At 36.3% G+C, this 12,558-nt stretch carries 11 protein-coding genes; 4 read left to right on the plus strand and 7 right to left on the minus strand.

The window, feature by feature from the left end; genetic code table 11:
* The 4 genes from ACY65O_RS07255 to ACY65O_RS07270 all read left to right on the plus strand — a co-directional run.
* A partial coding sequence (locus tag ACY65O_RS07255) for a GMP reductase (protein ID WP_462220187.1) occupies positions 1-961 on the plus strand: 961 nt, incomplete at its 5' end.
* 18 nt (positions 962-979) lie between these two features.
* Positions 980-1,960, plus strand: coding sequence for a 2-hydroxyacid dehydrogenase (locus ACY65O_RS07260; RefSeq protein WP_462220188.1), 981 nt, complete (start codon positions 980-982; stop codon positions 1,958-1,960).
* Between the two features lie 160 nt (positions 1,961-2,120).
* Positions 2,121-3,509, plus strand: coding sequence for a S41 family peptidase (locus ACY65O_RS07265; RefSeq protein ID WP_462220189.1), 1,389 nt, complete (start codon positions 2,121-2,123; stop codon positions 3,507-3,509).
* Positions 3,510-3,986: 477 nt separating this feature from the next.
* Positions 3,987-5,057: a WG repeat-containing protein gene (locus ACY65O_RS07270; RefSeq protein ID WP_462220190.1), complete on the plus strand. Its 1,071-nt coding sequence runs from the start codon at positions 3,987-3,989 to the stop codon at positions 5,055-5,057.
* Between the two features lie 102 nt (positions 5,058-5,159).
* Here ACY65O_RS07270 and ACY65O_RS07275 read toward each other — a convergent pair whose 3' ends face one another.
* The 7 genes from ACY65O_RS07275 to panB all read right to left on the minus strand — a co-directional run bounded on the left by ACY65O_RS07275 (position 5,160) and on the right by panB (position 12,356).
* On the minus strand, positions 5,160-5,501 hold the full coding sequence (locus ACY65O_RS07275; RefSeq protein ID WP_462220191.1) for a hypothetical protein: 342 nt from the start codon (positions 5,499-5,501) through the stop codon (positions 5,160-5,162).
* 141 nt (positions 5,502-5,642) lie between these two features.
* The gene (yiaA, locus tag ACY65O_RS07280; protein ID WP_462220192.1) at positions 5,643-6,059 is read right to left on the minus strand and encodes an inner membrane protein YiaA; all 417 of its coding nucleotides are present in this window, start codon (positions 6,057-6,059) and stop codon (positions 5,643-5,645) included.
* Positions 6,060-6,171: 112 nt separating this feature from the next.
* Positions 6,172-6,702, minus strand: a complete 531-nt coding sequence (locus ACY65O_RS07285) for a Crp/Fnr family transcriptional regulator (protein ID WP_462220193.1) — start codon at positions 6,700-6,702, stop codon at positions 6,172-6,174.
* Positions 6,703-6,802: 100 nt separating this feature from the next.
* Positions 6,803-8,482 (minus strand): S8 family peptidase, encoded by a 1,680-nt coding sequence (locus tag ACY65O_RS07290; RefSeq protein ID WP_462220194.1) that lies wholly within the window; start codon positions 8,480-8,482, stop codon positions 6,803-6,805.
* Positions 8,483-8,571: 89 nt separating this feature from the next.
* The gene (locus tag ACY65O_RS07295; RefSeq protein ID WP_462220195.1) at positions 8,572-9,897 is read right to left on the minus strand and encodes an OmpA family protein; all 1,326 of its coding nucleotides are present in this window, start codon (positions 9,895-9,897) and stop codon (positions 8,572-8,574) included.
* A gap of 66 nt (positions 9,898-9,963) precedes the next feature.
* Complete coding sequence (gene amaB / locus ACY65O_RS07300) at positions 9,964-11,487, minus strand: L-piperidine-6-carboxylate dehydrogenase (RefSeq protein WP_462220196.1); 1,524 nt, start codon at positions 11,485-11,487, stop codon at positions 9,964-9,966.
* A gap of 50 nt (positions 11,488-11,537) precedes the next feature.
* Complete coding sequence (gene panB, locus ACY65O_RS07305) at positions 11,538-12,356, minus strand: 3-methyl-2-oxobutanoate hydroxymethyltransferase (protein ID WP_462220197.1); 819 nt, start codon at positions 12,354-12,356, stop codon at positions 11,538-11,540.
* Positions 12,357-12,558 lie beyond the last annotated feature (202 nt).

The raw sequence follows: 12,558 nt of genomic DNA on the forward strand, positions 1-12,558 counted from the left end.
TTCACTGTTACGAAAATTTCATTTTCGCCATGGCAATAATGATTGGGAAGGCGTGCCCATTATTGCCGCAAATATGGATACAGTGGGCACTTTTGAAATGGCCACTGTTTTGGCCGGGCATCAGCTAATTACAGCGGTACATAAACATTACAGTCCTGATGATTGGAAAAAATTTATTCAATCATCTTCTGGCGACATAACCAATCATATTTGTTTAAGCACCGGCACTTCTAAAGCTGATGCCGAAAAACTGCAGCAAATTATTACAGCCTGTCCATCACTTCGTTTTATTTGTATTGATGTGGCTAATGGCTACTCCGAAAAATTTGTTGACTTTGTAAAAAAGACAAGAGAAAATTTTCCTGAAAAAATAATAATTGCAGGCAACGTGGTTACAGGAGAAATGGTGGAAGAATTATTATTGGCCGGTGCCGATATTATTAAAGTGGGCATTGGCCCCGGTTCGGTTTGTACAACAAGAGTTAAAACTGGGGTAGGTTATCCGCAGTTGTCTGCAATTATTGAATGTGCTGATGCAGCGCATGGCCTGGGCGGGCAAATTATTTCGGACGGTGGTTGTAAAGTGCCGGGAGATATTTCAAAAGCATTTGGTGGTGGTGCCGATTTTGTAATGCTTGGTGGTATGCTTGCAGGCCATACCGAAAGTGGCGGCGAACTGGTAGAAGAGGAGAGTGGTAAAAAATTTAAATTATTCTATGGCATGAGCAGCGAAACTGCCATGAATAAATATGCTGGTGGTGTTGCGGAATACAGGGCATCAGAAGGCAAAACTATTAAAATGCCTTTTCGTGGACCAGTTACTGAAACCATATTAGATATATTGGGAGGCCTGCGTTCTACCTGTACCTATGTTGGCGCATCTTACTTAAAAGAATTAACCAAGCGAACAACTTTTATAAGGGTGCAGGAGCAGCATAATGAATGGTTTGGCGAAGAATAATAAGTGTAATTTAGCAATATGAAAGTGGCTTTTTTTTCTACCCAGCCTTACGATAAAGAATATTTTGAGCACTGCAATACCCAACACGATATTACATTTTACGAAGTACAGTTAAATGAGCAAACAGTAAACCTTGCAAAGGGTTGCAATGCTGTATGTGCTTTTGTAAACGATCAGCTCAATGCAGCAGTAATAAAATTGCTGGCCACAATGGGCGTAAAAATTATTGCACAGCGATGTGCTGGTTTTAATAATGTAGATCTTGCTGCTGCGGCAGAAAATACTGTTGCAATAGTTAGGGTGCCTGCTTACTCACCACATGCAGTAGCCGAACATGCACTGGCTTTAATAATGACGCTGAACCGCAAAACGCATAAGGCTTACAACCGGGTAAGAGAAGGAAATTTTTCGTTAGACAGGTTAACAGGTTTTGATTTGTTTGGAAAAACAGTTGGCATAATTGGTACAGGTAAAATAGGGCAGTGCTTTGCTGATATCATGCTGGGGTTGGGTTGTAAAATACTGGCTTTTGATATTATTGCTAATAAAGATATAGAAGCAGCAGGTGTACACTATTTGCCATTAATGGATTTGCTTGAGCAAAGCGATATAGTTTCATTGCATTGCCCGTTAACAGAGCAAACCAAACATCTTATTAATAAAAACACTTTAAGTGTTATGAAGAATGGCGCTATGCTTATTAACACCAGCCGTGGCGCATTGATTGATACTAAAGCTGCCATTGATGCATTAAAAAAAGGAAAGCTTGGCTATTTAGGTATTGATGTTTATGAACAGGAAGAAAAATTATTTTTTCATGACCTTAGCGAAAATATTATTGAAGACGATGTAATTATGCGGTTGCTGAGTTTTTCTAATGTACTTATTACAGCTCACCAGGGATTTTTAACACATGAAGCATTAACACAAATAGCAGAAGTTACACTGCAAAATTTAAGTGACTTTGAGGCTGGAAAAAAGTTAATGAATAAAGTATAGTGCCGCCAATTACAAAAAATCATTTAAAGCCACTCAGCATTTTTTTCTTCACAACAAAGAACTTAATGTTGTTAGAAAGATCCAGCTATTTTATTTTGCATTTTAATAACAACTTGTAGCAACAAATTTGCCGTATATGTATTTGTAAAACAAAAATACTATGGCAAAAAACTCCGGTTCATTTTCAATATTATTTTTAACTTTTATTTTATTAGCTTCTTCCTGTAAAAAGGAAGATAAATCGCTTGCTGCAAACCTGGTACCCACGCCTTCGCCAGACAGTTCAGCATCTTCCGCACAACTCAACCAATCTGCATTTGCAAAAGCGCAGGATTATTATTTATGGAATACGCAACTGCCTGCAAGTTTTAATGCTTCTTCGTTTGCTGACCCAAATGCAGTAATGACGGATATCAGGCAATACAGCCGTGAAGCCGGTTTTGCAACACCAGTTGACAGGTGGAGTTTTGCCATGAAAAAAACTGAGTGGGATGCTATCAGTGGCGGTTTAAGTACACTGGCAGGCACTGCGGCTAATGATGGAGATTTCGGTATTACCGTTTTCTTCAGGGCCGAAAATGATTTAAGGGTTCGCCTTACAGAACCAAATTCTTCTGCAGGTGCAGCAGGTATAAAAAGAGGATGGCGCATTATAAAAGTAAACCAAAATACTAATATCAATACTTCAAACATCCCTTTCTTAATTGATAATATTTATAATGCAACTGCTGCTAACATTACATTTGTAAAACCAGATGGCAGCAGCGTTGATGTGGCTCTTGGCGCTACAAAATATCCTTTAAAGCAGGTGTATATGGATACGATATACAATACCTCAAATGGCAAAGCCGGTTATTTGGTGTACAATTCTTTTTTAGGCAATCAAAATCAAATTGCAGCTGAATTTGCAAGAGTGTTTAATAAATTTTCATCGGCAGGTGTAACTAATTTAATTGTTGATTTGCGGTATAATGGCGGCGGCTATGTAAACCTGCAGGAAGAGTTGGCCAATTATATTGTTAATGGTTCGGCAAATGGCAATGTAATGATGAAACAGATGTATAACGCTGCACATGTAGCCGAAAATTCAACCAGCAATTTTAAAAAACAGGGTGCTCTAAATATTAATAAAGTTTATTTTATTGTTAGCCGCAGTACAGCATCAGCAAGTGAATTGCTTATCAATAATCTTAAACCTTATATGGATGTAAAAATAATTGGGCCTTCTAACACCCACGGTAAGCCGGTAGGATATTTTCCAATAGGAGTGGGTGAATGGTATGTTTTCCCTATATCTTTTAAAACAGTAAATAAAAATGGTGAAGGCAACTATTATGCTGGCTTTACACCCGATGCATTAATTGCAGATGGACTGGATAAAGACTGGGGCGATGTTTTAGAAGCAAGCTTGGCGAGTGTATTAAGAAATATTTCATCCAATACTTTTACAAGAGAAGTTGAAGAAACTTACACAGAACCGGCATCAGTAGGTTTAGGAAACACAGCGCTGGATAAAAACAGTTTAAAAATTACTGTAGATAAAAGATAAGACACTATCCCATACAGTGTGTAAGTTAAAATAACAGGGTTTGGCTTTTCGTTAAAGCTGAACCCTTTTTTCAAAAATAGTTAAGAACCGGTTTAGGATTAACCCCCAATTATGCAGGGGAATAGTCCATTTTTTAGTGGCTTCTCTTAAAGCCAAATTCGTTTGCGCTGCACAGTTCACAATTGTTATCACTTCTCTTTTTAACATCCATTTCTAAACCCATACTGCAAATTTTATTTGTAAAGTGACTAAAGTATTATAATATACCCTTTAATTAAAATTGAATTGATATATAAAATTTAAGGGGTAATATTTTCATTGTGTGAGGAATATCTTTCTCAATTGATTGTAACTATTTGTAAAGTGGTTAAAAAAATAATTTCATAAATGATATTTCACTTAAGCTTTTACATATGCAGTAATAATTTATTTATAGTTTGGATTTGCATTTGTTTATAAAAATAAAAATAGTAACATATGAAAATCAAGAATCTATTTACGCTGATTTTAGTTTTATTTACCGTTTCAACATTTGCCCAGCAATATGATCCTTCCTTAATTCCTTACCGCCAGGGTAATTTATGGGGCTATGCAAACCCGGATAAAACTATTGCCATTAAACCGGCTTATGCCGAAACCAGTTGGTTTGTTGCCGGATTAGCCGCCGTTAAAAAAGGGAAATTATATGGCTACATAAACAAAAAGGGCAAATTGGTAATCCCTTTTAAATTTTACAGCGCTAAACCATTTATGTATGGCTATTTTGATAACAAAGGAAAGCATACGGCTGGTGGCAAACTGGTAAAAAATGAGGATACCGTCTTATTTGCAGGCGCATCTTTAAAGCCAAACGGAAATGAAGTGTGTATTGATACTAAAGGACGCACCATGTCTAAATGCCCGGCAATAAATGAAAACAGGCCAGATAACAGGCAACAAATAGTAAGTGTAACATCCGAGAAAGTTTACAGTGTTGCAAGCAATGCAAATGTGTACGATAAACTGGTAGATGATTATAAATTGGCTGCTGATGTTAATACTTACTACATTGGTATGAAGAATAATAAATATGGTGTGATAAATAATACTTTTGATGTGCTGGTGCCATTTGAATTTGATTCGATAAAAAAAGCAGAAATTAACGGCACTACTTACCTGCAGGTTTTAAAAAACGGTTTGTATGGCATGTACACCGGTAATGGCAGCATGTTTATTCCTGTAGAAAAAAATAAACTTGCTTATGTAAAATCCGGCGAAGGAAATTTTTATTTTATTGAAACTAAAGATGGGGTGAGTACTTTAAAAGATTTAAATAATAAAGACGTTATCAATACAAGCCTTGCAGATATTATGTATGATGAAGGCCGTGGTTTTGTTTTAACAGGTAATGATAAAACTAAAGGATACTATTTTTTAGATAGTAAAATGATAAATCCAAAGTACACTGAAGTAAGATCTGTTAGAGGGGGCAATTTTTTATTAGTCAAAACGGCTACCGGTAAAATGGGTTATGTAAGTGCCGATGGTACAGAATATTTTGATGAATAATTTTTGGGTAAAGGTTTACTATAAAAGTTAAAAGGCTGTTTCAAAAAAAATGAAACAGCTTTTTTACGATATTATCCTTGGGGACATTAAGAAATTTATTTTTTAACTGGTCAAAGTTTTAATTGCTTCTGCTGGGTTATCAACTTCAATGATAAGTTGTTTGTACTCTTCATCTTTTAAATCAACAATTACACAATTTTTCATATCGGCAACATCCCAAAAAATCTTATTGCCATCTTTAATAAAAGTGCCGGCGGTTATTATTGAAGGTATAGATGCGCCTGGCATTCTCCATCCTTTCCATCCTTTAATACTTTCAAAATCCTGATGTACATTGGTAATATTATCAGCAGGAATAGTTAACTGACTTTTAAATGCCCAAAGTTTGTGCATTCCCATTACTTCAAAAATAAAACTGTTATCGTGTTTTTTAATTGTAATCATGCAGTTGTTTTTTATTTTAGTTGTTAGAGATAAATTTTAATTTATTAATAAAGTTACTGATTTTTAAAACAGGGTTGTATCTATATTAATAAGCAAAATGAAATTGACTTAATGATATACATTCATAAAAATATTTTATTCTTAAAATGGCTCATTAATTTTTGATGCTTTAACATCCCTGGTGTTTTTTTGCACGGCAACAGCTGCAAATAAGCTTAATACAAAAGACATCGCATAAAATCCTTTTTCGCTTTTTTCCAGTTCGGCATTCCATAAACCCACGGTAAGTAATACTATTGATAACAGTGTTGCAAACCAGGCAATGCCATAATACAGGTTGGTTACGGGTATGCCTTCAAGCTGGTCACGTACTGCTTTTTGCACAGAGATGGATGCAAAAAGGCCAAACATCAATACAGTAAAATAATATCCTTTTTCATTCAGTTGCATATTGGCATTCCATAGCCCGATGATAAAAGCAATAGCACCAATAAATAATGCAAGCCACGAAGCGGCAATAAAAGCAGCGGAAGGCGGTTGAATTTGTTTTTGTTCCATAATTATTTTTTATAGAACAAAACTATTGGTATGCACGCCTTAAACTTTTGACATTTATCAAAAAGCAGCAATGCAAATGTTAAAACTTACTGCGTATCCTGCTCAGTGTTTCCTAGCTTATACCAAGGTAAGAGGCAATATAACCTAAGGGCACCCTTTCTATAATGTGCGGTGTATGTAATAATAAATTTTCGTACCGCTCACTGGCAGCTTTAAACTGTGCATTTACAAATCTTTCTTCCAGCCTGATATAATATTTTTCATAAACAATTCTTACCAGCCTTTCTATTTCGTGATGTTGGTTAAACAAATTGTTCAAAGTTTCTTTTGAGATCATCCATAAAATACTCCCTTCTATAAATTGAATATTTTCTACTGCCGCTTCCCCGGTAATAAAACTGTGAAAGGAAGTAACAAAATCATTTTCAAAACCAAACCAGTGCGTTATTTCTTTTCCATCCAAATCATAAAATCCCCTGAGTGCGCCTTTTTCTAAAAAATATAAATTCCTGCAAACCTGCCCCTGCGTAAGTAAATATTCATTTTTTGAAAACGTTTTTTTTTCAAAATAATCCTGCAGTGCATGTTGAGCTTCGCTGCTTAACGGTGAATAATTTTTTATGTGTGTTAAAAGATTTTGCATGTAAAATATTTAGCAGCAATAATATTTGAAAACAGCAAAAAAATAAATACCCTCTAAAAAAAACTTCCGAAGTTTAATTGCTTCGGAAGTTTTTAAAAATTTATCCTTTTTTAGTTTTTATCATTTTAGGTTTTGGTAAAACCACTTTTGGTGTTTTTCTTTCGCCTTTTAAAGTAGCTGCTAATTTTAATGCTTCGTATGCATTTACTATTCCGCCAGTTTTACTGATATCACTAAGGTTTACCATTTCATCGCTGCCGGGTTTGTTTACTTTATAATCGGGCTGCTTAGCAGATTTTTCTATAACAAATTTTAATTGCTTCGCCGAAAGGGTGGGGAAGTATTCCAAAGTTAACGCTGCAATACCGGCTACCAGCGGGCAGGCCATACTGGTACCCTGTAAATTACCGTAAGTGTTACCACCGGGCAGCGTAGAATAAATTCTTACACCAGGTGAAAAAACATCTACTTCTTTTTTTCCGTAGTTGCTGAATGATGCAGTAAGTCCGCCGTTTTTAGTATCACCACTTGCACCAACAGTTATTACATTACTTGCTCTGAATTTTGCATTAATATAAACAGGGCTGGGAAAATTATCTTCTGTATCAACATCTTTTGCATCGTTACCTGCTGCATGCACTAATAAAACATTTTTACTTTCGGCATAGCGGAAAGCATCATCCACCCATTGTTTTTGCGGACTGAAATCTTTACCAAAACTCATGCTTATAATTAGTGCACCGTTATCAACTGCATAGCGAATTGCATTGGCAATATCTTTATCATGCTCATCGCCATCGGGTACAGCACGTACCATCATAATGCGTACATTATCCGCAATACCATCCATACCTTTACCATTATTACGTGCCGCTGCAATTATACCACTGCAGTGGGTACCATGCATTGGTGTGTTTGCCATTAAATCGTTGTTGCCATAATTTCTGTCATTCAAATTGGTTTCATCATCACCTACAATTTCCTGCCTGTAATTTTTTGGCGGGGTATTTTTAGATACTTCTTTTTTATCTTCTCCAGCAACAAATTCTGAAAACCCTTCTACAAATTCTTTATTGGTAGCGTCTAACTGGTTATTAGCTTTCATTAATCCCAGCAATGCATTTTTAGAGGTTTTTTGTACTGCGTCGGCTGGTATAAAAGCATTTAATTCGTTACCGGTATATACTTCTTTCGCCAGGGCAATTTTTAATATACTGTCACTTTTTTGTGTGCTGGATAACATCCTTTTTAATACCACAAGGTCAATACCGGGTTCATTATCTCCTTCGCCTAATATTTTTGCTTTTGCTTTTTTCCAGCTTTCAAATTCGGCAACATCTTTCGGATTAATATCCTCTTTTTCTTTTCCTTCGTATTTTGCTTTTAACCCATGATAAACCCTTGCTGCTTCGTAACTGTCTTCACCCACATTACGGCCATCTTTTCCTCCTAAAAAATTCCAGCCATGTACATCATCAATGTAGCCATTGCGGTCGTCATCAATACCATTGCCGGGTATTTCTTTTGGGTTGGTCCACAGCACAGCTTTTAAATCTTCGTGCAGTGTATCAATACCACTGTCTATAACTGCAACAATAACAGTTTTGCTTTTAAGTTTTTTAGCAGTTAAAAAATTGTAGGCTTTTGCGGCACTAACACCATAATAACCGTCGGTTTCTTTATCCATCAAATGCCAGCCATTAGGGGTGGCTTCTTTTTGGGCCTGACTTTGGGTAAAAATAAGGGAGCAGATTAAAAATACAATAAGAGTTTTATTCATATACTTTTTTACTTTTTTTCAAAGTTAGTAAAGAAAATTATACAGCTTGCTATTTGTATGTTAAATGGTATCAGTCGGCTCTTACATCATTATTTGTTTTCAAATACGCAAATTTCAACCCTTCTGTTTTTCCATTGCAGCATGGGGTCGTTTAAATCTGCTGCAGGCTTTTTATTACCTGCCGAAACTATGGTTAAACGGCCTTTACTTATGTAATAACTTGCTACATGATCGGCACAAACACTTGATCTGCCCAACGAACGTTTATAATTAGCATCCACACTTCCCACGTTATCGGTATGCCCGGTAAATACCGCTACCAGTTTGGGATTTTCTTTTAACAGTTTTATTACAATTGCAAGGGTGTTATATCCTTCTGAACGCAAAATACTTTTGCCGGGTTCAAAATATATCGTGTAGCAGGCTGTATCATTTTTAATTGATTTAATACTATCAGTGAAAGATGGACAACCATTGTTTGCCATACTGCCTGCAACTGTAATACATTTATCATGATCATCATTTATTCCGTCGCCATCAGTGTCGGGCACAGGACAACCAAAATATTTTAATGTGCCTTTATGCCCAGGACATTTATCATTAACATTTACAATTCCATCGCCATCATCATCACCAAGGCTGTCTATAACAACAGGTATGTAAACCGTTTTATCTTTCTCTTTTTTAAATTCTTTTTTAGCATGGCTGAATAATGCATAACCAACATTTATACCAAACGATTTTACTTTATGCTTAACTGCATTTTGTGCATCCTGGTAATAATCAGTAAGCGGTATGCATGCATTTATAAAGATGGAAAAGTTGTTAATTTCAAAACCTGCTGCAAAACCCCAGCTAAAAAATGTGGGTGTATATTTTCCGGGACCAGTACCTTTTACAAGTTTACTGTTTGTATTGTTAATCTGCGGGAGAGTAGTACCAAAATAATTTACGGCAATTTTTTCTTTGCCACCGGTAAAAAAACTGAGTACCGGCCCTGTACCTGCAAAAAAACTATTGGTTTCATTAAATACAAATCTTTTACGCAGGTTAATATTAATATCGGCATAGTTTACACTTTGTATAAAACCAGAATCTTTAACAGTATTATTGGCACCTGTTTCTTTTTTCATTGAATAAGAATAACCTTTTTGGTTATACAGAACAGCACCAAATAAATTTACTCCATTTTTTGTAAGTGGTAAATCGACTGTTAAACCGGCCCACCAACTTGTTACAGATGAATACCGGTTATAATCTTCCGGCGAAAAAGGAAATTTGTAAAGAGAGGTTTTACCCACGCCTGCGGTTACACCATATTTAGTTTGGGCAGCAGAACGCTGCGATAAAAATAAAAGCAGTAATGCTGCAAATACTTTTTTAAAAGTAAATTTTATTCGTAAGCTTTGGGGCATTTTGGTAATGTGTCTAAAAAAATCAATATAAATATAGAAAATAAAACACTGACGTTTACAATTTAACTACAAATCAAATTTTATTCCCTGTGCCAGAGGCAATTTATCTGTGTAATTAATAGTGTTGGTTTGTCTTCTCATATAAACCTTCCATGCATCACTGCCACTTTCTCTGCCGCCACCTGTTTCTTTTTCTCCACCAAATGCACCACCAATTTCTGCACCGCTAGTTCCAATATTTACATTAGCAATGCCGCAATCGCTGCCGGACTGCGAAAGAAATGCTTCTGCCTCTCTTAAATTATTTGTAATAATTGCAGATGATAAACCTTGCGGAACTCCGTTTTGCATTGCAATGGCTTCCTCCAGCGTTTTATATTTCATTACGTATAAAATAGGAGCAAAAGTTTCGTGCTGTACAATGGTGAACTGATTTTTTGCTTCGGCAATACAAGGTTGTACATAGCAACCGCTTTCAAATCCTTTACCTTTTATTACGCCACCCTCTACAATAAATTTTCCGCCTTCGGCTTTGCATTTTTCAATAGCATCTAAATACATTTTTACCGCATCTTTATCAATCAGCGGACCCACATGATTTTTTTCGTTAAGAGGATTACCAATTTTTAATTGACTGTATGCATGCACTAATTTTTCTTTAAACTTATTATACACCGACTCATGAATAATTAATCTTCGGGTAGAGGTGCATCTTTGGCCTGCAGTACCCACTGCACCAAATGCGGCACCAATTAATGCCATATCCAAATCTGCATTTTTTGTAATGATGATGGCGTTGTTACCACCAAGTTCCAGCAGGCTTCTTCCTAATCTTTCTCCCACTGCTTTACCCACTGCTTTACCCATTCTTGTGCTGCCTGTTGCAGAAACTAGCGGCATGCGTGGGTCGTTGCTCATCCATTCTCCCACATTTCGGCCACCAATAATTATGTTACTAACACCTTCGGGTACATCATTTTTTTTAAATACCGATTGAATAACATTTTGACACGCTATAGCACACAATGGCGTTTTTTCGCTGGGCTTCCATACACAAACGTCGCCGCAAACCCATGCCAAAGCTGCATTCCAGCTCCAAACCGCCACCGGGAAATTAAAAGCAGATATTACACCCACAATCCCCAAAGGATGATATTGTTCATACATTCTGTGCCCGGGTCGTTCACTATGCATAGTTAAACCATGCAGTTGTCTTGATAAACCCACCGCAAAATCGCAGATGTCGATCATTTCCTGTACTTCGCCTAAGCCTTCCTGTAAACTCTTACCCATTTCATAACTTACCAGCTCACCCAGCGCCTGTTTACTTTTTCTTAATTCTTCACCAACCTGCCTAACGATTTCGCCACGCTTTGGTGCTGGCCATTGCCGCCATATTGCAAATGCACTTTGTGCTTTTGCAATTACAGCATCGTAATTATTTTTATCGGCACCGGTTACTGCAGCAATCAATTTACCATCAACAGGGGAGAAGGAGTTTATTTTTTCGCCTTTAGCTTTTGGCCAAATCAAACCTGTGGAAACACCGTTATTATTTTTTTGAATCTTTAATTGAGATAGGAATTTCATTTTAAATATTTAGCATGCAAATTTACAACACCGCTTAAAAAATAGTTATTTTAATATTGCTCATTTTCGTTCGGAAAATCATTACTCTTAATATCTTTTATATACTGCTCTACAGCACCAGTAACCTGTTCGCTTAAATTTAAATACTGGCGTAAAAAACGTGGTTTAAATTCGGTATTAATGCCCAGCATATCATGCATTACCAAAACCTGCCCGTCGCAATAGCTACCGGCGCCAATACCAATGGTGGGTATGCTTAAACTTTCGGTAACTTCTTTTGCCAATGCTGCCGGAATTTTTTCAAGCACAATGCCAAAACATCCGGCCTCCTGTAAAAGCAAAGCATCTTTTCTTAATTTATTGGCTTCCTGTTCTTCGGTTGCCCGTACTACATAAGTACCAAATTTGTTTATTGATTGTGGCGTTAAACCTAAATGCCCCATAACTGGAATGCCTGCACTTACAATTTTTTTAACAGAGTCCAATACTTCTTCGCCGCCTTCTAATTTAACAGTATTAGCGCCGCTTTCTTTCATTATTCGTATTGCAGAGGCCAGAGCAATATCTGAGTTGGATTGGTAATAACCGAAGGGGATATCACAAACAATCAGGCTTCTTTCTCTTGCTCTTACCACACTTTGTGCATGATAGATCATTTGATCCAGTGTAATGGGCAACGTGGTAACGTGGCCGGCCATTACATTACTGGCACTGTCGCCCACTAAAATAATATCAATGCCTGCTGCATCAAAAATAGTTGCAAAAGAGAAATCATAAGCCGTTATCATAGCAATTTTCTCCCCGGAGGCTTTCATTTTTTGCAGGGTGTTGGTAGTTACTTTTTTTATTTCTTTAATTGTACCAGCCATAATTAATTATTTGATTGCAAGATACTTAAAGTAACGTATAAGCAGCAACGAAGCTTATTTTACAATAAAATGTAATAAATAAAAATGCCTATTTTATACACATTTTTTTAACTCATGAAGCATTTTTTAAATTATTTTGCCCATATTGCAGAGCCATCCAAAACAATTAATAAAATTTTAACACCAAAAAAACGACTAATGA

This window comes from Ferruginibacter sp. (assembly GCF_031430955.1).
In the GTDB taxonomy this organism is placed as follows: Bacteria; Bacteroidota; Bacteroidia; order Chitinophagales; family Chitinophagaceae; genus Ferruginibacter.

Bases quoted from the DNA above. Each gene is read 5' to 3' on its own strand.
- ACY65O_RS07260 (WP_462220188.1), top strand. From the start codon at position 980: ATGAAAGTGGCTTTTTTTTCTACCCAGCCTTACGATAAAGAATATTTT.
- ACY65O_RS07265 (WP_462220189.1), top strand. From the start codon at position 2,121: ATGGCAAAAAACTCCGGTTCATTTTCAATATTATTTTTAACTTTTATT.
- ACY65O_RS07270 (WP_462220190.1), top strand. From the start codon at position 3,987: ATGAAAATCAAGAATCTATTTACGCTGATTTTAGTTTTATTTACCGTT.
- ACY65O_RS07275 (WP_462220191.1), bottom strand. From the start codon at position 5,501: ATGATTACAATTAAAAAACACGATAACAGTTTTATTTTTGAAGTAATG.
- yiaA (WP_462220192.1), bottom strand. From the start codon at position 6,059: ATGGAACAAAAACAAATTCAACCGCCTTCCGCTGCTTTTATTGCCGCT.
- ACY65O_RS07285 (WP_462220193.1), bottom strand. From the start codon at position 6,702: ATGCAAAATCTTTTAACACACATAAAAAATTATTCACCGTTAAGCAGC.
- ACY65O_RS07290 (WP_462220194.1), bottom strand. From the start codon at position 8,482: ATGAATAAAACTCTTATTGTATTTTTAATCTGCTCCCTTATTTTTACC.
- ACY65O_RS07295 (WP_462220195.1), bottom strand. From the start codon at position 9,897: ATGCCCCAAAGCTTACGAATAAAATTTACTTTTAAAAAAGTATTTGCA.
- amaB (WP_462220196.1), bottom strand. From the start codon at position 11,487: ATGAAATTCCTATCTCAATTAAAGATTCAAAAAAATAATAACGGTGTT.
- panB (WP_462220197.1), bottom strand. From the start codon at position 12,356: ATGGCTGGTACAATTAAAGAAATAAAAAAAGTAACTACCAACACCCTG.